Annotated in this window: 22 protein-coding genes; 8 read left to right on the top strand and 14 right to left on the bottom strand. The window is 70.7% G+C overall.

Annotation, left to right across the window (positions count from 1 at the left end):
• The first annotated feature begins 33 nt into the window (after positions 1-33).
• Positions 34-1,062, top strand: coding sequence for a TerC family protein (locus DPM19_RS30410; RefSeq protein ID WP_111871526.1), 1,029 nt, complete (start codon positions 34-36; stop codon positions 1,060-1,062).
• Positions 1,063-1,144: 82 nt separating this feature from the next.
• On the opposite strand, the gene DPM19_RS30405 is transcribed toward DPM19_RS30410, so the two are convergent.
• The 5 genes from DPM19_RS30405 to DPM19_RS30385 form a co-directional block, all read right to left on the bottom strand.
• Positions 1,145-1,429, bottom strand: a complete 285-nt coding sequence (locus DPM19_RS30405) for a hypothetical protein (protein ID WP_111871525.1) — start codon at positions 1,427-1,429, stop codon at positions 1,145-1,147.
• A gap of 130 nt (positions 1,430-1,559) precedes the next feature.
• Positions 1,560-2,210 carry a LysE family translocator gene (locus DPM19_RS30400; RefSeq protein WP_111871524.1) on the bottom strand — a complete coding sequence of 217 codons (651 nt, stop codon included), beginning with the start codon at positions 2,208-2,210 and terminating at the stop codon, positions 1,560-1,562.
• 149 nt (positions 2,211-2,359) lie between these two features.
• The gene (locus tag DPM19_RS30395) at positions 2,360-3,076 is read right to left on the bottom strand and encodes a type 1 glutamine amidotransferase (protein WP_111871523.1); all 717 of its coding nucleotides are present in this window, start codon (positions 3,074-3,076) and stop codon (positions 2,360-2,362) included.
• A gap of 32 nt (positions 3,077-3,108) precedes the next feature.
• The gene (locus tag DPM19_RS30390) at positions 3,109-4,344 is read right to left on the bottom strand and encodes a Mur ligase family protein (RefSeq protein WP_111871522.1); all 1,236 of its coding nucleotides are present in this window, start codon (positions 4,342-4,344) and stop codon (positions 3,109-3,111) included.
• A gap of 211 nt (positions 4,345-4,555) precedes the next feature.
• The gene (locus DPM19_RS30385) at positions 4,556-5,077 is read right to left on the bottom strand and encodes a thermonuclease family protein (protein WP_158566947.1); all 522 of its coding nucleotides are present in this window, start codon (positions 5,075-5,077) and stop codon (positions 4,556-4,558) included.
• 228 nt (positions 5,078-5,305) lie between these two features.
• On the opposite strand from DPM19_RS30385, the gene DPM19_RS30380 reads away from it, so the two are divergent.
• Positions 5,306-6,751 carry a hypothetical protein gene (locus tag DPM19_RS30380; protein ID WP_111871520.1) on the top strand — a complete coding sequence of 482 codons (1,446 nt, stop codon included), beginning with the start codon at positions 5,306-5,308 and terminating at the stop codon, positions 6,749-6,751.
• An 87-nt stretch (positions 6,752-6,838) separates the two neighbouring features.
• The gene (locus tag DPM19_RS35005) at positions 6,839-8,668 is read left to right on the top strand and encodes a hypothetical protein (RefSeq protein WP_146779054.1); all 1,830 of its coding nucleotides are present in this window, start codon (positions 6,839-6,841) and stop codon (positions 8,666-8,668) included.
• A 3-nt stretch (positions 8,669-8,671) separates the two neighbouring features.
• Here the strand turns inward: DPM19_RS35005 and DPM19_RS30370 are convergent, their stop codons facing one another.
• Both DPM19_RS30370 and DPM19_RS30365 read right to left on the bottom strand, forming a co-directional pair.
• Entirely contained in the window at positions 8,672-11,710 is a 3,039-nt protein-coding gene (locus DPM19_RS30370) for an ATP-binding protein (RefSeq protein WP_233510946.1), read from the bottom strand.
• Between the two features lie 196 nt (positions 11,711-11,906).
• On the bottom strand, positions 11,907-13,844 hold the full coding sequence (locus DPM19_RS30365; protein WP_233510944.1) for a hypothetical protein: 1,938 nt from the start codon (positions 13,842-13,844) through the stop codon (positions 11,907-11,909).
• 432 nt (positions 13,845-14,276) lie between these two features.
• Between DPM19_RS30365 and DPM19_RS30360 the strand changes: the two genes are divergently transcribed.
• From DPM19_RS30360 to DPM19_RS30350, 3 genes are read left to right on the top strand one after another with little or no spacing between them, the layout of a single operon-like run.
• Positions 14,277-15,617: a MinD/ParA family ATP-binding protein gene (locus tag DPM19_RS30360; RefSeq protein WP_111871518.1), complete on the top strand. Its 1,341-nt coding sequence runs from the start codon at positions 14,277-14,279 to the stop codon at positions 15,615-15,617.
• Positions 15,614-15,937 carry a hypothetical protein gene (locus tag DPM19_RS30355; RefSeq protein WP_111871517.1) on the top strand — a complete coding sequence of 108 codons (324 nt, stop codon included), beginning with the start codon at positions 15,614-15,616 and terminating at the stop codon, positions 15,935-15,937. Before DPM19_RS30360 ends, DPM19_RS30355 begins: the two co-directional genes overlap by 4 nt.
• Entirely contained in the window at positions 15,934-16,830 is an 897-nt protein-coding gene (locus DPM19_RS30350; RefSeq protein ID WP_111871516.1) for a DUF6177 family protein, read from the top strand. Before DPM19_RS30355 ends, DPM19_RS30350 begins: the two co-directional genes overlap by 4 nt.
• Before the next feature lie 88 nt (positions 16,831-16,918).
• Here DPM19_RS30350 and DPM19_RS30345 read toward each other — a convergent pair whose 3' ends face one another.
• Both DPM19_RS30345 and DPM19_RS30340 read right to left on the bottom strand, forming a co-directional pair.
• Positions 16,919-17,125 (bottom strand): DUF397 domain-containing protein, encoded by a 207-nt coding sequence (locus DPM19_RS30345; RefSeq protein ID WP_111871515.1) that lies wholly within the window; start codon positions 17,123-17,125, stop codon positions 16,919-16,921.
• A 20-nt stretch (positions 17,126-17,145) separates the two neighbouring features.
• A complete protein-coding gene (locus DPM19_RS30340) occupies positions 17,146-18,006 on the bottom strand; it encodes a helix-turn-helix domain-containing protein (protein WP_111871514.1) in 861 nt (286 codons plus the stop codon).
• Positions 18,007-18,178: 172 nt separating this feature from the next.
• Here DPM19_RS30340 and DPM19_RS30335 point away from each other — a divergent pair, with 172 nt between their 5' ends.
• Together DPM19_RS30335 and DPM19_RS30330 are read left to right on the top strand one after the other, a co-directional pair.
• Entirely contained in the window at positions 18,179-18,739 is a 561-nt protein-coding gene (locus DPM19_RS30335; protein WP_146779053.1) for an ATP-binding protein, read from the top strand.
• A complete protein-coding gene (locus tag DPM19_RS30330; protein ID WP_111871512.1) occupies positions 18,723-18,917 on the top strand; it encodes a BldC family transcriptional regulator in 195 nt (64 codons plus the stop codon). Before DPM19_RS30335 ends, DPM19_RS30330 begins: the two co-directional genes overlap by 17 nt.
• A gap of 222 nt (positions 18,918-19,139) precedes the next feature.
• Here DPM19_RS30330 and DPM19_RS35000 read toward each other — a convergent pair whose 3' ends face one another.
• The 5 genes from DPM19_RS35000 to DPM19_RS30320 all read right to left on the bottom strand — a co-directional run bounded on the left by DPM19_RS35000 (position 19,140) and on the right by DPM19_RS30320 (position 22,413).
• Positions 19,140-19,679: a hypothetical protein gene (locus tag DPM19_RS35000; RefSeq protein WP_146779052.1), complete on the bottom strand. Its 540-nt coding sequence runs from the start codon at positions 19,677-19,679 to the stop codon at positions 19,140-19,142.
• Between the two features lie 88 nt (positions 19,680-19,767).
• Positions 19,768-20,142 carry a YbaB/EbfC family nucleoid-associated protein gene (locus tag DPM19_RS30325; protein WP_111871511.1) on the bottom strand — a complete coding sequence of 125 codons (375 nt, stop codon included), beginning with the start codon at positions 20,140-20,142 and terminating at the stop codon, positions 19,768-19,770.
• Positions 20,143-20,163: 21 nt separating this feature from the next.
• Entirely contained in the window at positions 20,164-20,841 is a 678-nt protein-coding gene (locus tag DPM19_RS34995) for a hypothetical protein (protein WP_146779051.1), read from the bottom strand.
• Positions 20,842-20,868: 27 nt separating this feature from the next.
• Positions 20,869-21,183 carry a hypothetical protein gene (locus tag DPM19_RS34990; RefSeq protein WP_146779050.1) on the bottom strand — a complete coding sequence of 105 codons (315 nt, stop codon included), beginning with the start codon at positions 21,181-21,183 and terminating at the stop codon, positions 20,869-20,871.
• A 42-nt stretch (positions 21,184-21,225) separates the two neighbouring features.
• On the bottom strand, positions 21,226-22,413 hold the full coding sequence (locus DPM19_RS30320; RefSeq protein ID WP_111871510.1) for a S8 family serine peptidase: 1,188 nt from the start codon (positions 22,411-22,413) through the stop codon (positions 21,226-21,228).
• Between the last annotated feature and the right edge of the window lie 387 nt (positions 22,414-22,800).

Genomic DNA, 22,800 nt, shown 5'->3' with positions numbered 1-22,800 from the left:
TAGGGGTTTGCCTGGGGCAGGGAGACTATCGGCATGATCGATATACCGATGTGGGCGTGGTACGCGACGATCGGCCTGGTCGTCTTCCTGCTCGTCTTCGACTTCTTCGTGGCCGTGCGGAAACCCCATGCCGTGGGGTTGCGGGAGGCCACGTTCTGGTCGGTCTTCTACATCGCCATCGCGATCGGCTTCGGCCTCGTGGTGTGGTGGCTGGCCGGCCCGACCGCCGGAACCGAGTACTTCGCCGGCTGGGTGGTCGAGAAGAGCCTGTCGGTCGACAACCTCTTCGTCTTCGTGATCATCATGGCCCGGTTCAGCGTGCCGCCCCAGTACCAGCACGAGATCCTGCTGTTCGGCATCGCCGCCGCGCTGGTCCTCCGGGCGATCTTCATCGCCATCGGGGCCGCGGCCATCAGCCTGTTCTCCTTCACCTTCCTGCTGTTCGGCCTGGTCCTGCTGTGGACGGCCCTCCAGCTGATCCGGCACCGCAACGAGGACCCCGACATCGAGGACAACTTCCTGGTGCGGAGCGCCCGCAAGCTGATGCCGGTCAGCACGGACTTCCACGGCGGGAAGCTGTTCGCCCACGAGAACGGGCAGCGGGTCATGACACCCGTGCTGCTGGCGTTCATCGCCATCGGCAGCACCGACCTGCTGTTCGCGCTGGACTCGATCCCCGCGGTCTTCGGCGTCACCCGGGACCCGTTCCTGGTGTTCGCGGCCAACGCCTTCGCGCTGCTCGGCCTGCGGGCGCTGTTCTTCCTGATCGAGGGCCTGCTGGAGCGGCTGGTCTACCTGTCGATCGGGCTGTCGGTGATCCTCGCCTTCATCGGCGTCAAGCTGATCCTGGTGTTCCTGCACGAGGACATCTCGAAGTCCGTGCCGGAGATCCCGACGCCGCTCTCGCTCGGCGTCATCCTGCTGGTCCTGGCCGCCACCACCGTCGCCAGCCTGCTGCACGTCCGCAAGCACCCGGAGGACAAGGCCAAGGCGGGCCGGGTCTCCCTGCGCCGCCGGCAGCCCCAGGCGGACGAGGACGAGGCTCCCTCGACCACGCACTGAACCGGCCCCGGACATGCGTGCGCGCCGCCGCATTTCGCGGCGGCGCGCACGAACCCGGTGATCCCGGTGATACGGCCGGTTCTCAGGCGGCCTGGCGCTTACCGAACGCGCTCTGCACGAACTTGACGAGCATCAAGACCGGCAGGATGAACGCGTAGAAGAACATCATGTACTCGCCGCCCTCGAAAATGAATCCGAGGTAAACGCCGTAACCGAGGAAGCCCACGCCGAAAGCGGCGTTGAGCAACCGCTCGACGGCGCTCTGACCACCGCCGATGGCCGCGAGGGCCAGCATGACGACGCCGCTGAGCATGAGCAGCACGACGTACCACGAGAACGTGGAGTCAGCACCGAAATCGATATTCATCGATGCACCTCTTGGGACTAGTCGCAATAAAGTCGGCAAACTCTAGCGAAAGCCCTACAGCCGTGCACTCGATTATCGACCACAGCCCTATTCGCGACCTGATCGTGTTTCGTTCGGTCGAACCCGCCGGTCAGGGAGCGGCCGCGGCCACCCGCGAACGATCCCCGGCGATCTTGATCGCCAGCCCGGCGAGCGCGGTGCCCATCACGTAGCGCTGCACCCGCAGCCAGGCCGGGCGGCCGCCCAGGAAGGCGGCGACGGACCCGGCGGTCAGCACGATCAGCGCGTTGACCGCCAGTGCGATGGTGATCTGGACGAGCCCCAGCACGAGGCTCTGCGCCGCGACATGGCCGCGTCCGGGGTCGACGAACTGCGGCAGCAGCGACACGTAGAGGATCGCGATCTTGGGGTTGAGCAGGTTGGTGACCAGTCCCATGGTGAAGAGCCGCCGGGGCGGGTCCTCGGGCAGCGCCCGGGGCGCGAAGACCGCCGCACCGCCGGGCCGGACCGCCTGCCAGGCCAGCCACAGCAGGTACGCGGCCCCGGCCAGCTTGACGGCGGTGTAGAGCGCGGGCACCAGAGTGAACACTGCGGCGAGGCCCGCGACCGCAGCCGCCAGGTACACCAGGAAACCGACCGCGACCCCGGCCAGCGAGATCAGGCCGGCCCGGCGGCCCTGGGTCACCGACCTCGACACCAGGTAGATCATGTTGGGGCCGGGTGTCAGCACCAGGCCGAGCGCCACCGCGGCGAGGCCCAGCAGGGCCGCTGAGTCGATCATGTGGCTGCTCCGATCACGCGGGGGACGCCACCCCGCCGTGGAGCGGCCGCGGCACCCACCGTACCGGCGGGGCCGCGGCGGAACTCAGGGGGTCACGGCCGCAGGGCGCCGTGACCTCTGGGATCCGGTACAGACCGCGCCGGCAACGCTCAGGAGGCCACGGCCTTGAGGCGTTCCTCCCGGAGCCGGCCGGCCCAGGAGTCGTCGATCGGCTGGATCTCGTGGCCGACGGCCCAGCGCAGCAGCAGGTCGGCGAGCCCGGGGTTGCGGACCAGCGCCGGGCCGTGCATGTACGTCCCGAGGATGTGGTCGCGGTAGGCGCCCTCGAACCCGTCGCCGTTGCCGACGCCGACCACCGTTTTGGCCAGCGGCTTGACCCCCGGGCCCAGGTGGGTCACGCCCTGGTGGTTCTCGAACCCGGTGATGCGGGGGACGTTCAGTTCCGGGGCGACGTCGCCGACGATTTCTCCCACGGCCCGCTTCTCGCCCCGGCCGCTGCGGATGTCGAGCAGCCCGATGCCCGGCACGGGCTGGCCCTCCTCGCCGCCGAACTCGCTGCCCAGCAACTGGTAGCCCGCGCAGACCGCGAAGATCGCCGCGCCGAACTCGGCGGCCTTGTGCAGGCCGCCGTCGGCGCGCAGCCGCTGGGCGGCCAGGATCTGCGGCCGGTCCTCGCCGCCACCGAGCAGGTAGATGTCACCGTCGACGGGGACCGACTCGTCCGAGCGCACGTGCACGGTGCGGGTCGAGATGCCGCGCCGGGCGGCCCGCCGCTCCAGCACGATGCAGTTGCCCTGGTCACCGTAGGTGCTGAGCAGGTCGGGGTAGATCCAAACGATCTTGATGCTGTCGCTGCTAACGGACACGGCGGCACCCCATTCGGTCGCTGGCGGAAGATTCAAACGACACGGCCGTACCTCGTCCGGATGTTCTGGAAGGCGGTGTAGTTGGCGATCACGTCGAGCTTGCCCGGCGGCACGGCCAGCACCGCCTGCTCGATGTCGTCGACCACGGTGAAGTCGACGTCGGCGGCCTCCAGCCGGGCGGCGAGGTCCAGCCGGCGCTCGCCGGTGGCCCAGACCGGGCGGCCCCGCAGGATCCGGTAGTCGACGTCCCACAGCCAGGAGGTGTCGCGGCCGTCCGGGCCCTGGGCGTTGATCGACAGCGCGACCGGGCCGGGGGCGGGCTCCAGCACGTCGAAGGCCTCCAGCCAGCCGGCCGGGTTCTTCGACAGCAGCAGCCGGATCTGCCGGCCCTGGAACTCCACCGTGGTGTAACGGCCGGCCACCGACTTGACCTCGCCGAGCAGCGGCAGCCCCACCTCGGGCTGCACCCCGAACTGGGCGACCACGGCCAGCGCGATCACCGCGTTGGACCGGTTGGCCCGGCCGGGGAGTTGGAGCTCGGACAGCTCGAACGTGCGCCCGCCGGGCGCGGTCACCCGCTGGCCGTGCAGGATCCAGTCGGGCTTGGGCCGGGCGAAGGAGCACTCCCGGCACGCCCAGTTGGCGCCCTCGCGGTCGAGCGGGCCGCCGCACTCGGGGCAGCACCAGGAGTCCTCACGCCAGTGCTGGCCGGCCGCCACCCAGGTCACGCTCTTGGCGGTGGACGCACCCCAGGTGACCAGCGGGTCGTCGCAGTTGGCGATGACATGCGTGTCGGCGGCCTCCAGCGCCTTGCGCCACTTGCCCGCCAGCAGCCAGATCTCCGCGGCGCGGTCCATCTGGTCGCGGCTCAGGTTCATCAGCGCGACCACGTTGGCGCCGGTCTCCTTGAGCACCATCGGCACGTACTTCTCGTCGCACTCCAGCACGCCGTACCGGGCCTCCCGCGCCGCGGCCAGCGCGGAGACGTGCCCGGTGGGCATGTTGGCGCCGAAGGCGTTGGTGGCGACCTCGCCGAGCGGCGTCATCGCCGAGGTGATCAGCCGGGTGGTCGTCGTCTTGCCGTTGGTGGCGCTGACGAGGACGAGCTTGCGGTCACGCGCCAGCCGGGTGAGCAGCTCGGGGTCGAGCTTCAGGCCGATCTTGCCGCCGATCACCGAACCGTCGCCGCGGCCGGCGAGCCTGGACATCCTCGCGGCGGTACGGCCGAGCGCGACCGCCAGTTGTGACCGCAGCGGAAGCTCGCTCACCGAACACCTACAGCGTGGGAACCCCGCCCCGCACGGCGGGGCGGAATCGCGGAACGGTTGTGCACACTGGTCTCCGTGTTCTGTGTCGGTCTCGCGGACTGGCTCGTCCGGACCGGCTGGGGACTGCCGAGAACAACGCTGGGACGGTGTTCAGGGCGAGCCTAGTCGCTCCCTGCCCGCCTTCGCGTTAATCATCGCGATCAGGGATGTTTCACCTCTCCGTCATCTCCCCGCCATTGCCCATGAAACGGCTGGACGCCGTGGCTTCGGCATGCCGGAGAAGCGCGGCATGGCGCTCGTTGGGCGGGACGACCATGGCCCGGGCGTGCCCGGCACGGACCAGTTCGGCGTTGACGAACCGCCCTCCGGCGGTCCAGGCGTACCGCAGGTCCCGGCCGTAGGCGTCACGGGGCTCCCGGTCCGCGGCCAGCACGAGACCTGCGCCGGGCGGGGCGAGCGCGGCCAGCGCCCGGCGGGCCGCACCGCCCGCGGGGACGGGTTCGGGGGCGTCCACTCCGATCAGGCGCACCGGCCCGGCCCGGCCGCCCGGCCAGCGCACGACGAGCGTGTCGCCGTCGACCACCCGCACCACCCGGACCGGAACGGCCCCGGGCGGCGGCGCCGCCCGGGCGGGGGGCGTGCCCGCCCCCGGCGGCGCGGGCCCGGCACGGGTGTGGCAGAGGGACCAGATCAGGGCGGAGAGGGCGATGACCAGCGGTACGACGGCTTTCACATCCGGCAGGGTGACACTCGGCTCGGACATTTCCGGGGCGGTCCACAGGGCGTTCTACCGGCCAAATGTCACTCATGGTGACATAACCGACTGATTTCACTGACGGGATCGGCATCCTCTCCGCCCCATCACCCAGTAACTTTGTCCGGAAACCAGCGACAAGCGAGGGCTGAGAGTATGCAGTGTCCGACGTGCGGCAAAAACACGCCTGGGACGCTGAACCGATGCGTGCGCTGCGACGCGCCCATTGGAGAAGGTGCCGTACCGCCGTCCCCGGAGCCGGCCGCCGGACTGTACGACTCCCCCGGCCCCCTGGGAGCCCCGGCTCCCGAGTCGTACGCCCCCGCGCCGCCACAGGACGCCCCCGACCGCCCGGCCGCCGCCGAAGACGCGGCCGAAGCCACCCTGACCTGGTCCCCGTCCAGTTCCTGGTCGCCGGGCGGCGGTTCCCCCGCCGACTCCGCACCCCCCGCCCCGTCCCCCGGCTGGGCGGCCGGTGAGAGGTGGTCCGCCCCGCCGCCCCGCGAGCCGCTGGGCGCTCCCCCCGCGCCGGCGGCTCCGGCCGCCCCCGCCTGGGCCCAGGACTCCCCGGCCCGGCCTGAGCTGCCCCCCGCGGACGCGCCGGGACCGCAGGCATGGGAGAACGACTCCGAGTCGACCCAGACATGGTCGATGGAGCAGGAACTCCAGCCCACCCCGCCGAAACCCCTCCCGCTGCCGCCGGAACCGGCCCCCGCCCCCCGGCCGCCGGGCGAGTCGATCGTGCCCGACTCCTGGTTCGCCGAGCCCCGGGACCCGGGGGCCGCGAGCACCCAGCAGTGGACCCCCCAGCCGGCTCCCCAGCAGCCCTGGCCGGACCGCGATCCCGGGAACCCCGGGCAGCCCTGGGCGGACCGCGACCCCGGGCAGCCCTGGGCGCCGCAGCCCCCGCAGGACGGCCTCCCGCAGAACCGCACGGCGGTGCTGAACGCCGGCCCGCCCGGCATGGACCCCGGATTCGGCCCGCCCATGGGCCCGCCTATGGGCGCTCCCCCGCCGTACCCCGCCCCCGGACCCCAGGGGCGGGCCAGCAAACCGCTCGTCATCGCCGTGGCCGCGCTCGTCGCGGTGGCCATGCTCTCCGTCATCATCGTGCTGTGGCCGGACGGCGAAGGCTCGGCCAAGGCCGACTCGACCTCGCCCGCGGCCAACCAGGCGACGGCGACACCCGAACCCGCGGCCAACAACAGCGCCGCCCGGCGCCAGGCCGCGGCGTTCGACGCGCTGCTGCGGGCCGGCGGGGCCAGCCGTGCCGAACTCGGCCGGGCACTGGCCACGGCGCGCAAGTGCAAGACCATGCCCGCCGCGCTGGCCGGCTTCCAGCGCGTCGCCCAGCAGCGGCGGCAGCAGATGAACAAGGCCCGGACGCTCGAGGTGAGCGCCCTGGCCAACGGCACCCGGCTGCGTTCCTCCCTCGCCCGCTCCTTCGAGCTGTCCCTGCAGACGGACCTGCACTTCCTCAAGTGGGCGGAGCGGAACCGGCGCTGCCGCAAGCAGCCGAAACCCGACGCCAACTACCGGCGCGGCCAGCAGGTTTCCGCCCAGACCACCGTCGCCAAGAACCAGTTCGTCACGCTGTGGAACCCGGTCGCCTCGAAGACCGGGTTCCCCGTCCGGACCGCGAACCACTTCTGATCCCGCTCCGGGTTCCCGCAGAGCCCGGAGCGGCGGGCGCCGGCACAGTATGTTGGGGACGCAGCGCCCCGACCACAGAGGACTCTCATGCGGTGTCCGGTATGTCAGAGCGATACGTCTCCGGCGCTGCCGCGATGCGAGCGGTGCAACGCGCCGCTGGACGGCCTCCCGGAGTCCCCCGACGGCACCCTGCCCGAACAACAGCCGTGGTCGGCACCGCTCGGCGGGCCGGGCCCGTTCACCCCACCGCCCACCGACGGCACCCGCCCGGACCCCGAGGACCCGTGGCGGCCCCCGCCGCCCGGCCCGCCGGAACCCGGCACCGGCGACACCACCCGCCGGGACCCCGAGGACCCACTCGGCGAGCAGTGGCCCCCCGCCCCCTGGCAACCCGAACCCCCACCCTCCGAAGGCCCGATCAGCGAGCAGTGGCCGCCCGCCCCCTGGCGGCCCGAACCCCCACCCTCCGAAGGCCCGATCAGCGAGCAGTGGCCGCCCGCTCCATGGCGGCCCGAACCCTCGCCTTCCGAAGGCCCGATCGACGAGCAGTGGCCGCCCGCCCCCTGGCAGCCCGACCCGCCCTCTCCCGCCGAGGACCCGCTCGGCGACCGCCTGCCCCCCACTCCTCGCCCCACCGCCGGACCGGACGAACACCCCGGCGGGCCATGGGAACGAAACCCCCGAGAACGCGCCGTCCCGCCGTCCCCCACCTCGTGGGAACCGCCCGGAGGGCGCGCCGGTCCGTCCGCTCCCGGCCGGCAGGAGCCACCCGGGCCGACCGCTCCCCGGGAGGGACCCCCCGCCGCACCGCCACCCGGCCAGTGGGAGCCGGGCAGAGCGGTGCCGCCCGCCCCGTGGGAACCGGGCGGAGCGGAACCTCCCGCCGAGCGGGCCGCCGCACCGCCACCCGGCCCATGGGAGCCAGGCAGGGCAGAGCCTCCTCCCGAGCGGACCGCCCAGCCGCCCAGCCCGTGGGAGCCGAGGAGGGAGCCGCCCGCCCCGTGGGAACCAGATAGGGCAGAGCCTCCTCCCGAGCGGGCCGCCGCGGCGCCGCCCGCCCCGTGGGAGCCGGGCGGAGCGGAACCCCCCGCCGAGCGGGCCGCCGCACCGCCGCCCGGCCCATGGGGGCCGGGCGGGATGGAACCTCCCGCGGAACGGACCACCGCGCTGTCCCCCGGCCCATGGGGGCCGGGCGGGATGGAACCTCCCGCCGAGCGGACCACCGCGCTGTCCCCCAGCCCGTGGGAGCAGCCCGAGCCGGAGATGTGGCGGCCGCCCCCGCCCACCCGGCACCGCCACCGCGGCCGGCGAGGCGGCGGCAACGGTTACGCCATCGCCGGAGCGGTGGGCGTCGTCCTGCTGTTCGCGATCGCCGCGGCCATCGTGCTGTGGCCGAGTGGCTCGGAGACCCCGCCCGCCACCGACCCGGCGACGGGCGTCGCGCCGTCCGCCGGGGCCAGTGCCGCCGACGACTCCAGGACCCAGGCCGAGGCGATCAACACCCTGCTGGACGACATGGCCGGCAGCCGCTCGGAGCTGGCCCGTGCGATGACCGACGCGCAGCGGTGCTCCGGGTTGGAGGGCGCGATCCCGACCCTGCAGAAGGTGGTGGAGGATCGTGAGCGCCAGCTCGGCGAGGCCGAGGGCCTGGCGGTCGGCGCGCTGGCCGAGGGCGAGCGGCTCAAGTCCGCGCTGACCCGCTCGCTGCGCGCCTCCCTGGACGCCGACCGGGCGTACGTCCGGTGGGCCGAGGCCGAGCGGGGCTGCACGGGCGCCACCCCGGCCAACGCCCATCTGGCGCGCGGCGGCCGGCTCTCCACCGGCGAGGCCACTCCGGCCAAGCGGGAGTTCCTGGAGCTGTGGGCGCCGATCGCCCGGGAGCAGGGCCAGCCGCCCCGGAACGAGGACCAGATCTGACCGTCAGGGCTCGGGGAAGGACGCCTCCTCCTGCAGAGCTTCCTCCTCGAAGCTGTGGATGAACCGCTCCGGCCAGCTCAGCACCGGTTCCAGCCAGTGCTCCACGCGCATCGCCTCGGCCGCGTACTCCAGCCGGTCGTCCGGATCGACCCCGACCGCGGTGATGGCGAGGTCGTCCTCGAACCCGGCGTGCCCGTCCGCACCGGTGAGGGCGGTCAGCGCGACCGAACGGTTGTGCGCCAGCTCCATCGAGAGCGGGTGCCGGCGCAGGCCGCGCATCCGGTGCCCCAGCAGGGTGTCGGGGGTCTGCCGGAGGCCGTGCAGCGGGTAGTCCAGCGGCGGGGCGGGCGCGTGCTTGTCGAACGGCGGCCCCTCGCCGGGGAGCAGCCGGTCCATCTCGTGCAGCCAGCGCAGCTGCGGGATCACCCAGGTCGTCCCGGGCGGCTCGCCGGAGGTCCCGGAGCCGCCGAGCAGCCGCTGGGCCACGCCGGCGACCTCCGCGGTGAGCTCGTCCGGTGCGTACGCCGAGCGGAGCGCCGCGGCCCGCCGCCCCACCGCGCGCTCGATCACGGTGGCGAGCATGCACTCGCGCAGCCGGGGCGCCAGCCGCGACCACATCCGGCCCAGCGGGGACGGCACCCCGGGCAGCGGCCGGTTGACCACGTGGGCGAGCACCAGGCACTCGCCCCACAGCCGCAGCCACGCCCAGTCCTCGCGGCCGGCGTTCAGGTCGGCCTCGCGTAGTTCGAACAGCGTGCAGGCCCGGCCGGAACGGCACTCGCAGCCGCAGGCGGCCGACCGGCGGCCGTCCAGCGGCGGCGGCGGTCCGGTCCGGGTCCGCTCCCGCCCCTCGCCGTAGGGGATCCGCACCCGCAGTGGCCGGTCCATGCCGTCGGCGAAGACCGCGGCGACCCCGGGCTGCAGCGAGACGACCTCGCGCGACTGGTCCTCGTCCAGGTTCATGGCGGCGCCGACCTGGTGCCGGTCGTCGTGGGCGGGCAGCCGGTGCACCACCTTGAGCGCGGTGTTCTTGATGACGTCCGGGACGAGCTTGGTGGGGATCTGCTCGGCGACGATGATGCCCTCACCGTAGGCGCGGATTTCGGCCAGCAGCCCGGCGAACAGCTCGACGGCGTGCGCGCTGGCCCGCTCCGAGCCGCGGTTGCGCAGCAGCCGGTGCGCCTCCTCGATCACGATCACGTGGCGCAGCCCGGACCGGCCGTCGTCCCCGGCCTGCCGGGCGCGCATCCGCAGGTGCTCGACGATCCGGATGATCAGCGTGCCCATCAGGAACGCCTTGTCCTCGTCGTTGGCGACGTCCTCGATCGCCAGTACCACGTTGTCGCGGAGCAGCCCGCCGATGTCGGCCGGGTGCCCGCCCTCGAAGAACCGGCCCGCCGACCCGATCCGCAGCGAGCGCAGCCGGACGTCCACGAAGCCCTTGACGTCGGCCATCAGCTCCCGGCCGTAGCCCACCTCGCCGATCACGTCCAGCGCGGCCCGCTGGAGCTGTTCGAGGGTGGGGACGGCGGGCGCGACCAGCGAGCCGGGCACCGCGGCGCCGGTGACGACGTCCCAGCCGTTGACCTCGTAGACCCGTTGCAGGGCCTGCGCCATGATCTGCGGGAATGGCTCCTCGGCGTCGAAGGAGGCCGCGAACAGCGCCCGCACCATGTCGATGTGCGCCTGGACGGGGTAGCCCGGCTCGGGCGCCAGCGGATTGACCGAGACCGGGACGGCCTCCGGGTCGGAGGGGTTGATCACCGTGACGGCGTCGCCGAGCCGCCCGGCCATCGCCGCGTACTCGGACTTGGCGGGCTCGATCGCCAGCCACGGGATGCCGCCCCGGGTGAGCTGTTCGAGCAGGTGGCGCACGGTCTGCGACTTGCCCGCGCCGGTGGCCCCGGTGACGAAGACGTGCCGGTTGAGGGTCTCGCGGGGGACGGTGAACGTGCCGACCCGCCGGTCCTGCCCGTCGAGGATGTGGCCGAGCTCGACGTGCGGGTTCCCGGGCGCGGCGGCCAGGTCGTCGGTCTCGGAGGTGACGTCGAAGTAGCCGGAGTCGAGCACCCGCAGGCCGGGCACCTCCCGGCGGGGGAGGCCGGCGAGCGCGGCGAGCGTGCCGGCCGTCGCGACGAACGGGTACCGCAGCTCCCCGGCGTCGGGCAGCGGCCGGGCCAGCACGGTCTGCCGGGTCTGCGGGACGGTGTTCTCCAGCATCTCGGCGAACTTCCCGGCGCCCTGGCCCGAGCGCAGCCGGTAGGGGTGGTGGCTCATCTCCATCGAGCCGACCAGCACCGGGGCGATCTGCCCGAGGTCCTGGGGGGTGGCGGCCCCGGCCAGCACCCGGACCCGCCACAGCCCGGCCTCGCGGAACGCGTCCAGCTCGGCCAGCCGCTGGTCGGCGCGGGCCACCGACAGCCGGGCCTGCTCGTCCTCGCCCCGGCGCAGCATTCGCAGCTCGTGGTGGATCTCGACGATCTCCTGGTCGACCAGCCGCTCCTCACCCGGTTCGGCGATCACCAGCCAGCCGAACGGCCGTTCCATCAGGGTGACCAGCGTGGACTCGAACAGGCTCGGCCCGGTGGGCGGCTGCGACCGGGGCACCTGCGGGGCGAGCCGGCCGGGGCAGCGGGTCCACGCCATCCGCTCGGCCTGGCGCAGCCAGCCGTCGTCCACGGCGACGCCCCGGGCGCCGTTGGGGAACAGCAGGCCCTGGACGTCACCGCCGGCCGGGTCGGGCGGCCCGGCGTTGGTGATCAGCTCCAGTGGCGCGCCGTGCCCGCGCGACAGCCAGGCCACCACGAAGGGCCGGCGCTGCTGGGCGGCCGACAGCACCGCCGGGAGCACGGTGACGAAGTCCCACTCGGCGGAGGAGGCCCGTTCGGGGGTGGGGATCGCCTGGATGCGGTACCAGGGTCCGGGCAGCGACGGCCGCCGGGCGGGCTCGGGCCCGGGCCGGGCGAAGCCGGGCGGCGGGGGGCCTGGCTCGACGCCGGGCCGGGGGCGCGGATCGGGGGGCGGGCCGGGGTAGGCGCTCACGGCAGCATCCCTATCAACCCCGCTCGTCCACGGCCACCCGTCCTGGGGATCCAGCACGCCCAGGCCGGTGCGGTATGTCGTAAGTCACATGGTCTGGGGGCGCGGCACCGTTCCCCCGGGAGCCGGGCCGGCACGCGCCCAGGTGGCTCGGGGCCCCCGAGGCCGGGCCGGCGCGCGTTCGGCTCGCCGGGGCGCGTCACTTCTCCCTGCGGAAGTCGAGGCGCTCGGGCGGGGGTCCCAGGTTGGGCGGCGGCTTCTCCTCGACCTGCTGTTCGCGCAGGAACTCCTCGTACTCCAGCGAGTGCGTGGCGGGCAGGCCGATGATGCCGGGGTTGGCGTCCACCAGCAGGACGCGCCGCCCGGCGGGCGTGGCATGCGTGAAGATCATTGCGGTGGGCGGCAGTTCCTGGAGCTGGTGCGGCTCGACCAGCAGCTCGCGGGACCGCTGCGGGCCGGTCCGCCGGTCGGCGGCGGCGCTGCGTCCCCAGGCTGTGGACGAGGTGATGCCCGCCGCGAACGCCTCGTCGTCGGCCGGGCCGGGCAGCGGGGACCACACCGGGTCGGTCAGCGGCTCCTCGCCGCGGATCCGCGCGTAGGCGACCGTGCTCGCGTACGTCTCGCCCTTCAGGTCGCCGACGTCGGCCGCGCCGGAGTCGGTGAACTCGGCGACCTGCAACGGCCGGGCCGAGCCGATGTGCTCGGCGGCCACCCGGGCGTCCTCGGAGTTGCCCAGGCGCATGAAGCCGACCGCGGCGTGCCCGCGGCGGCCGAGCCGGGCGCGCACGTGCTGCGGGATCGACCGGTACATCAGCACCAGCCCGGTGCCGGTGGCCTCGCAGGCGTCGATCAGTCGGTCGAGGACGTCGCCGCGCAGCTTCTCCGCCCCGCACAGGAACAGCGTGTGGTCCCAGGGCCGCTGCGCCATCGCCGCGCGGATCCGGTGGGTCAGCGCGGTGGCGACGTAGGTGCCGAGCACCCGGTTGGTGAGCACCCCGGCCCGCCGGTCCATCGACACCACGTGCAGCCGGGACGGCGGCAGCCGGACGGGGTCCGCGCCGAGTTCCTCCAGCTTGCGCAGCTGGGTCTCCAGCGCCCAGGCCCGCCGGATCACGATGCGGTCGGTGGCGTCCCGGCCGAACAGCGTGGTCACCCGCATCAGCTGCTCATCGGTGATCAGCCCGCGCCGCAGGTCGTCGCGCGGGTCGCCGACCTGGGCCAGGGCGCGCAGCGCGGCGGTGATCTGCGGGATCGTGGCGGTGCCGCCGAACACCGCGATGATGCGTTCCAGGATGGCGTTGTCGAAGGACAGGTCGCGGGTGGTGCTCTGCTGCTCGCTGGCGCTGACCACCAGGGACAGCACGTCCGCCAGCGCCTCCCGGTCCAGCCCCTGCGTGAGGTCGAGCCGGGGCAGGTCGGCCGGGAGCACCCACACCAGCGGGTCGTCGCTGCGGTCGGCGGCCAGCCGGACGAGTTCCTGCGCCACCGCGCCCTCGGACAGGTCCACCACGGTCACCTGGGCGCCCACGGCCAGCCGGGCCGCGCCCATCATCGTCACCGTGGCCGACCAGCCGGCGAGGGTACCGCCGACCACGTCCACCCGGTCCACCCCCGGCGGGACGGCCACCGGGTACCACTCGCGCTGGGTCTCGTAGGCGCGGCGGCGGCGCTCCCACTCGCGGTAGGCGGCGGCGTGCTCCTCGTGCGCGGCGTTCAGCGCCCGCCGGCGGACCTCGTGCGACTCGGCCAGCCGGGCGCGCTCCCGGTCGATCCGGGCGCGCAGCCGGCGCTCGCCCGCCCAGATCGAGCCGCCGGCGATGCCCAGCACGATCGCGCAGGCCAGCAGGCCGACCCCGGCAAACGCCCAGGGCAGCACGCCGGCCACGGCCGCCAGGAGGAAGATCAGGGCGACCACCGCCGCACCACCGGCGGCGATCTTCATCGGCAGGTCGAAGGTGTTCTTCTCGCGGCGCTTGGCGACCAGCCAGGCGGGGTCGAGTTGCTCGGCCTCGGGCGGCTGCGGGCGGCGCGGCGGGTCCCCCGGCTCCGGATGCGCGTGCGCGTAACGCCAGCCCACGTAGACGCGGCCCGGCTGGATCAGCCGCGTCGTCGCGGACCCGCTCGTCACGTCGGTCACGTCAGACCCCTGGGGGTTCGGCGGGGGCGGATTGCACCGGTCGTCGGTAATACTCGTACAGACTAAGAAGGTTGCCGTGAATTCGCGTACGGTTCAACGGAACACTGACCCCTTTCACTCCTTAGTCCGGCAATTCGGTCATCCATCTCACTAGTAGTCCAGACTGGGAGCAAGTGCGCTGTGGCCGGCCGGGGAGAGCCACGGCCTGCACCGGTATGTTGACCGCAAGCGTAGAGTGGCCGGCTTCGACCCGTTTCGGTGACGCCGAAACCCTTCGTTACCGGCGAAACGACGAGCGTTTCCGCAGCACAGCGGGGATTCCACCACCGGCCCATGACCGCCGGGAAGATCCGCTCAGCCGCCGGGCGGTCACCGGACGTCGCTAAACTCGTCCAGGATTCGGCGGGTCCGTCCACCGTTGGAAGGGGAGCGGTGCCTCAGGGGGACTGGCAGTACGACGTACTGCGCGAACTCGGCGTACCCGAGCAGGGGCTGACCGGCCCCACCCTCCCCCGCATGGCCGACCCCGCCGCCCAGACCCGGCTCGACCTCCCGCTCCCGCCCCGGCCGACCTCCCCCGGGACGGCCGCGCAGGCCCCGGCCGGCCCGCATGACCATGCGACCTCCTGGTACGCGCCCGCCGAGCCGGCCGTTCATCCTCTGACGGACTGGCACGCCGGTCACACCCCCGTCCAGGACTCGCCCCCCGGCCCGGCCGAGCAGCCTCCGCCCGCCGAGCAGACGGTCGTCGACCCGACCGAGCGGGCGCCGGCCGCGCAGTTCTACCCGCAGGCCGGGCAGGCGCCGGCGGCGCCCGGCCCGCCGCATCCCGGCGCACAGGCCGGGCCCGGCCCGCTCCCGGCGCCCGTGCAGCCCCCGGCGCCGGGCGGGGAACCCGCCGCCCGGACCCCCTACGGCGACCCGCTGATGCGGCGGGTCGGCCGGAGCGTGAAGCGGGCGGTCGGCACCTCCGGTGCTGCGGACGTGCGCGAACTCGGTGAGGTCGCCGAGCGGCTGCGGCGGGCCGTCCCGTCGTGCCGGCGCATCGCGGTGACGAGCATCCGCGGCGGGGCGGGCAAGTCGACCGTGACGGCGCTCGTCGCGTCGGTGCTCGCCGGGCATCGCGACGACCGCGTCCTCGGCCTGGACGCCGACTCGGGGCTCGGGTCGCTGCCGCTGCGGCTGGGGGTGGCCGCCGAGCGGTCCGTCCACGACCTGGCCGGTGCGCAACCCCGCGCCTGGGAGGAGGCCGCCGGGTACCTCGCCCGGTCGCCGAACGGCCCCTGGGTGCTGGCCGCCGGCGCCGGCGGGCGGCTCGGCGACGAACTGGACCTCGGCACCTTCCAGACCGCCGCCGGGCTGCTGAGCCGCTACGCCTCGATCGCCATGATCGACTGCGCGGCCGGGGTCAACGCCCGGTTGCAGCGCGGCATCCTGGCCGACGCGCACGCCCAGATCCTGGTGACGCCGGGCACGGTCGACGGCGCCCTCAGCGCGCGCGGCGCGCTCGACTGGTTCGGCCGCAACGGGCTCGGCCCGCTGCTGGGGCGCACCGTCGTCGTGCTCGTCACCCACACCCCGCACATCGACGCCGACCTCGACGGGGCCCGGCGGTTGCTGGCCGAGGGCGGGCTGCCCGTCCAGCACCTGCCCTACGACCGGCACCTGGCCGTCGGCGCGGCCATCGAGGAGGGGCGGACCGCCGGCACCACCCGGACCGCCGCCGCCCGGATCGCGGTGGAGGCGTTCAGCCGATCCCTGGAGACCGCATGAGCCGCGACCTCGTCACGCTGACCCCCCGGCGCCCCGACGTCGTGGCGGCCGTCGCCGAACTCCGGCTGCCCGCCGCCACCCTGGACGGTGCCGTCCAGGTACTCGACGCGTCGGGCCGCCTGCTGGTCGCGGCGGCGGCCCCCCGCTATGTCCGGGTGCCGGGCGAGGCCGAGCGCCTGCTGGGTGTGCCCGTCAACGTCCCCGTCTGGTGGGTGGAACTGCGCGCCGCGGGCGACCTGCCCGACGCCCGGCACCAGGCTCGCGGGCTGGCGGACCTGCTGGTCCGGCGGTACGGCGGCTCCGTCTGGCCGGCCGCATGAGCGGCGTCGACGCGCTCACCGCGCAGGCCGTAGTCGTCCTCCAGGACCGTCCGCTGGTGTCGGCCGGCCCCTGGCTGAACGACGCGCAGCGGTTGGCCGACGGCCGGGCCCTCCAGGTCGTCACGCCGCCCACCTCCCGGCTCTCCCTGGCGCTGCGGACGGTGTTCGGCCGGCCACCGTCCCGCTGGGTGGTCCGCGCCGACGACGGCTCCTACTACGAGGGCCTGACCGGGCGCCCGCTGCGCTGGGACGGCGCCGCCTTCGTCCACGCCGGCGACGGGTACGCGCCGGCCTACGTCAACGGGTCCGGCCCGCCGTCCGGCACCCACCTCGCGCTGACCTTCCGCACCGCGCCCGGCTCCGCCCCCGGCGCGGCGGTCGAGCGGCTGTTCGCCCTTCTGACCGGGTACGCCCCCGCCGGCTGGGGGCCGGTCGAGCCGATCGAGAACCCGTGGCGGCGCGAGGACCTGGCCGCCGCCGTCGCAGAGCGCCCGTCCCGGGTGCTGGCGGTCGGCGGAGGGCGGCGCGCCTGCGTCGCGGTCATGGAGTTCGGGCCGGGCCCCGTCGAATCCACCTCGCTGGTGGCGGGCTTCCCGCCCGAGGACCCGCCGCAACCGGCCGCCCTACCGGAACTGGCCGCCGCCGCGGCGGCCGCATCCCCCCTGACCTCCCTGCTCGCGATGATCAACCCTGGCCGCGCCGACCTCACCTTCGAACCCCGCTGGACGGGCGCGCCCAGCCCGCTCGGCCTGGCGATGCCCGGCGCCCGCACGGGCCCCGCGGACGTCCCGTCCCAGCGGGCCGGCGACCTCACCTGGTTCGAACTGGGCCCCGCCACCGACTCCTGGCAGCGCTACCAGCGCCTCCTCCAGCACCTCCGCTCCCCGGACTGAGCCCTCGCCAAGCCCGAAACGATCGGGCAGGAGCACCCATAACGAGAGCGGTTGGGCGGCTCGGCAAGGAGCACAAGAGCGGACGAGACTAGAGGTCGTAGGTTCCGGTTTTCACGGCCTGGCTAAAGATCCGCCAAGTGGCTTGGTCGAAGGACAGCGTGGAGCCATGGGGATCAGTGCTGTCTCGGACCAAGACGCGGTGCGAGGAAGGGGTGGCGAGCTCGACGCAGGCGCCGTTCTGCTGGCTGCGAGTGCTCTTGCGCCACCCTGCACCGGACAGGTTCTGGGTGAGCATTCCCGTGCCTCCTCTTACAGTCATTGGACCTCTTGTCGGGCTTTATCGAGCATAGCGCGCGTGTCGTCGGGACTGAGGGCGACGGCTCGGAGGTGATCGAAGGCCGTGCTGTAGAGCTGTACTTCCTCGTATTGGTCGACCCACAGGTTGCCGCCGATGGTCTCCATGTAAACCACGTCCACATCTGTGGCGGTGGGGAAGCCCAAGATGATGAACGGGCCCCCAGTGCCCGAATGGGCGCCGACGCGGTAGGGGATGACCTGCACGGTCGTCTTGCCCTGTTCGGACGCCTCGATGAGATGACGTAGCTGGGCGGCCATGACCTTCGGTCCACCGATGGGGCGGCGGATGGCGGCTTCGTCGATGATCGCCCATAGCTGAGGTCGGTCGGTGCGGTCGAGTACCTGTTGGCGGGCCATGCGGACTTCGACGCGCCGCTGGATCTCGTCGGTGTCGAGTTCCATGGGGCCGCCGCTCACCAGGGCGCGGGCGTAGTCCTCGGTCTGGAGCAGGCCGGGGATCACGGCCAGTTCGAAGGTGCGGACGGATGACGCTTCGGACTCCATGCCGATGTAGAACTCGTAACGGCTGGGGAGGACGTCCCGGTAGGAGTACCACCACCCGCGTTTGCGGGCGTCTTTGGCCAACTGGATCAGAGCCGCACGCTGGGTGGTGCCGGTCACTCCGTAGATGTCGAGCAGGCCGCGAACGTCGTTGGGGTGCGGTCCGGTGCGACCGGTCTCGATACGGAAGACCTTGGTCGGGTGCCAGTCCATCTGCTCTGCGACCTGGTCCTGAGTCAGGCCCGCGCTCTCGCGCAGTCGCTTGAGCTCGTTGATGAGCTGCCGCCTGCGAACGGTGGGGCTCTCTCCAGCGGCCATACTGACCTGCCTCTCCAGCTACACAGCCTAACGATTTACAGGTCCGCCATGTGCAGCCCTGCATTTTTCTGTTATACAGGACACCTGCAAGCAAAGAGCATGTCAGCTCGCAGCCACGGACGGTGCCCAAACGAGCCAGAGGCGTGACATGCGTGCCGCGCTGGGAGGGGCCATGACAGTGAACGACACACGGCTAGTGGAGTACAGGTCTCTGGCCGCCACTCCGAGCGCCCCGGGATGGGCCCGGCGGCTGGTGGTGGAGACGCTGACCGGTTGGGGGCTGACCTGTGCGTGCGACACGATGCGGCTGGTGGTCAGCGAGCTGGTCACCAACAGCGTGAATGCGCTGGAGAAGGTTGCTCAGGAGATGAGCCCGCAGACACCGGTGGTGCGGCTCCGCCTCACCGCCGCCCCCGCCCCGGACGGCTCGCTGGTGACGGTGGAGACGTGGGACCAGGTCCCCTCCCCACCGATACGGCGATCGCCTGGTGCGGGCGAGGAACACGGCCGGGGATTACTGCTGGTGGAAGCGGTGACGACCCGGTGGGGCTGGTACTGGCCCGCACGCCCGCTCACCGACGGAATGCAGTGGCCCGAGCCCCGCCCCGACGTCACCCCCGGACAGATCCCGCCGGGCGCGAAGGCCACCGGCAAGGTCACCTGGGCCCAGATCCACCACCAGTGGACCCCGCACCCTCCCCAAGGCACGAGAACCGATGCACCCACCTCCTGATCTGCTCACCCCCGCCGAAGTCGCCCACATGTTCCGCGTCGACCCCAAGACCGTGGCTCGGTGGGCCACCGAGGGACGGCTGAGCTTCGTCCTCACCCTCGGCGGCCACCGCCGCTACCCCCGCCCGGAAGTGGAACGCCTGCTACACAGCGAACCGGCCAGTGAGGAGAAGCCGTGATCGAGCAGAGTCGGCGAAAGTGGAACTCCCCGGATGAGCGGTGTCCTCCGTCCCGCTCATCCGGGGCTCTCGTGCCAAACCCGTTGAGAAGGCACCACCACTGTCACAGAAGTCAACTGCCGTGCGCCCGAGGAGTTGTTACACCACCTCGCTACCAAGCCTGCTCCGTTGTGGCAAACAAACCGCCCTCAGAACTCCCCGCGCCCTATCCGCCGCATAGCCCTAGCTCAGGCGGTGCAGAAAAGGGTCAGTTGCTGCACGCCGTAGAGCATCCACCACTGTTATGACCTGTGGATCATTCTCTCGGCCGTAGGAGATAGCGGTGGCCAGTGCCTCCAGTTCGCCAGCAGGGAGCCAGGCCAAGCCACGATCACGGTTACGCAACCAAAGCCTGGCTGGCCGGCGCCCGTCCTGCCGGATGACTAGCCGGGGTATTGGCGGCACGGCAAGCCCGATCCGTCCGCTCCCCACGCTTATTTCTGCCACAGCAAGGTCGTAATTCTGGTTGCTCAATATACCGCGCCGCCACGCCACGGTACCCTCCAACCAAAAATAACGACGATAGGCGGCCAACACATAAGTCGCAATTACGATAAAGAAAGAAATGGCAAGCAAGAGCAACATGGTGGCAAACAAATCATCCCCGCCCTCTCGCAGTGCCTCGTTCGCCACTAAGGCGAATATCAGGACAGCGATAGCAGTCAGTAGATTGAAGCCCCAGAAAAACCAACCCAGCCGTCCCGGAGCAGTGGACAGTTTCATAACTCCACCCAAATGCTTCACTCAGACATCCCTAACAACCTCGTACGCCCATACTCAGCTACAACTCAACGATCCAGTGAAAATAAAGTTATTCCTGGCGCCACATGTCATCGGCCTCGTCCATGAGCTCTTCGGCCACCGCAGCGGCGCTTTGGAGGAGCTCCTGAAACGAACCCGCCAAACCACCAGAGGCTCGTTCGAGGCTTTCTAGCTGCATTGCGGTAGCACCCGCAATGGCCTGATTGAGTGTTTGGAGGATAGTCGAAGCAAGCCCAACACTGTCTGGGTTACGGTAAACTCGTGGATTGATATTTATATCCACGACCTGCCCCGAGGCAACCGCACTGACCTTTATCAGACCATCACTTGACGTCGCAACGTAGGGATTTTTAGCAATATCCTTAATTGCCTCTTTCAGGCGGTAGAGTTGATCAAGTCCTTGCGCTACAGTCGAATCTTCCATACCAACTCCTTCGAGTAAAGGTCAAACTCCACGAGGCTCGTGAATGGATGAAAATCCCTTCACGTTACTCAGATCAGGCGGGCTGGGCAAAGTTACTTTCTTGAGGTTCGTCTGACTTACCAGTGCCTTGAGCGCCTCCAGTTGACCGTTCTGATCTCTCAGCTTCTTATCCAATGAGTTACTACGCTGATAGAGCCAGGTGATGAGAGCCACGATGATCGCCGTAACGATACCGGCCGCCACCGCACCACCGGCGCCACCGGCGGCCGCTCCGATCAAAGTAGCGACGATACCCATGGCCACGGCGAACCCAGCGTCCTTGATACGCAGCTCGGCTCCTTCTTTGGCATCGGACAGCGTTTTACTGATTCCGTCGAGCTGCCAGCTGACGCCATGCATAGCTCGTTGGAGTTCCTCTAGTTTGGTGGCCATATCATCCATGTATTCGGGGAAGCCTTTAGGAACATCCCAGTTAGCCATCACAACCGCTCGCTGAGTGCGGAACCCCTCTAGATGAGCGATCAACTGGTCTGCAGCGCGCCACCATTCATCCTGAGTCGGCTTGATAAGATTTGGATTTACCGAAGTCAATGGTTTTGCGACCCGTGACGGTTCTGGCTTTCCTACCAAGCGCGCTCCCGCATCCAGCAGTTCAAGGCCGCTGAGGCTGAGCAATTTTTCGAACTGGTCAATACCCATGAATACTCCACGTAGCGAACGAGAGAGTCAACTGGACAGCTTGTCTTCAATCGCGCGATAGTGATCGGCCGCCTTGACAATGGCCTCCCCAGAATCCTTCAGCCCCTCAAAGGCAAAACTCAACTGCTTACCAAATTGCGCACGAGCATTTTCGTATGCCTTCTCCATCTCAACACGTATGGGGTTCTCGCCGAAGGCCGCCGGGTTCAGATCAAGTACGCTAATTTTCGCCTTCGACCCACTCAAATCATTTGCTAGGTCACCGAACCCGTGCCTACCAAGCTTTCGAAGAAGCTCGATATCTCTCACCCAGACCCGATTATCTCCCATGCGGAACCTCATCTCAGGCAGTCGATCAAACCAGCCAGAAAAAGAAATAATTTGCTACCCACGCCCTCGATTCTCGTACCTGATGTATATATTGAAACGGCGACGAAGAAGACCAAAGAACACAATTATTATCGATATCCCAGCGACCAAGGATGCTAGCTTGAGCACGCTGTTCGACGAACCTTTAGCATTACCTGCTGGATTCTTCCCACCGGACGCAGCCTTCGGCGAACTGGAACCTGTCTGTCGCTTCTGCTTGGCCTCCCACTGGTCGAGGCGGGCGAAGGTGGGGTTAGGTGCGTTGGCCGGCACCTTCTCGGTCAGGGCGCGGTAGGGGATGATGGCGCCGTAGCCGGTGTACTTGTCCCAGCCCTTCGGGCCCACATCTCGCGTGGTGTAGAGAAGGCGTTGCACTACCTGGCGGTTGGACAGCTCCGGGTATCTGGCCCGCACCAGAGCGGCGGCACCGGATGTCAGCGCAGCAGCCTGGCTGGTGCCATTGCCTTTACCACCGAAAGTTCCTGCTAGACCGATCGAAGCGACTCCCATACCGGGAGCTGCCGCCGACACATACCAACCCGGCGTCGATAACTCCCAGATCTGCAGGTCGTGGCGGAGCGCTCCTACAGCAAGCACTCCGGCACAGCTCGCAGGGTATATAGTCGATTCTCCCCAATCGCTTTTATTACTCGCCGATGCAACGATCACAGCACCACGCCGGATAGCGTATGCGACCATCTGCTGGGTTTCTTCAGGGCACTCTATGCCATCCCACCCTGCGGAAATATTGATGACATCCGCACCGTGGTCAGCCGCGTACTTGAGAGATCTTTCGAGATCAGTTCCCGTCGCCCCCACGGGAAGCAGTCGAACCTTGGGTGCCACCCCCAGCATCCCAGTGCCCCGTCCCTGCGCCGCGATCAGGGCCGCCATGCCCGTGCCGTGCCCGTCCCCGTCAGGGTCGCCGTCAGTACGGCCGTCACCGCCCTGAGGGCCGAAGTGGATGCCCTTTAGCACCACACCGCGCAGATCAGGCACCCTGGCCTGAATGCCTGTGTCGATCAGCGCAACGGTGACGCCCTGCCCCTGACTGATCTTCCACACCTTCGTATGGATTTGCCAGGCGCCAAACCACCACTGTTCCTCTCGTGGTGATGGTAGGGCTAACGCCGGCGTTCCGGTCGTCGCCAGGAGAGCGGCGCCCGCCAGCGTGGCACTGGCCCAACGAAAGAGCCGCCTCATCGTTCCCCGCCTTTCGCCGTGGTCGCATCCACCGACTCAGCCGATCACCGGCGGGACCGTATCTCCGTCGTCACCCCAGATATCCTCGTCTTCATTGAGCCAGGTCGTGCGCTCCCTTTCCTGGTCGCTCCTACCAGCGCCGCTCCCCATCGGCATCATGGGTGCCATGCCGCCGGCCCGGCCTGGTCCGGCGCCCTGTACTCCTGGCCCGGTACCGGAACGTCCGCCAAGCGCACCAGAAGCCGGAGCACTCCCTGTACTGAGGTTCCCCCGTTTTCCCGGAACTCCGGTTACCTGGCTCGGACGGGGTCGGGTTGGGTGGTAGCCGTGTCGGGTTGATCTTGGAGTGTGCGGTAGTACGCCTCCTCGTACTCCTCGGGTGACAGG

Origin of the sequence: Actinomadura craniellae (genome assembly GCF_003289645.1) — a bacterium.
GTDB lineage: Bacteria > Actinomycetota > Actinomycetes > Streptosporangiales > Streptosporangiaceae > Actinomadura_D > Actinomadura_D craniellae.
Note: the sequence above shows the minus strand (reverse complement) of the source record. Positions and strands in the feature narration are given on the sequence as shown.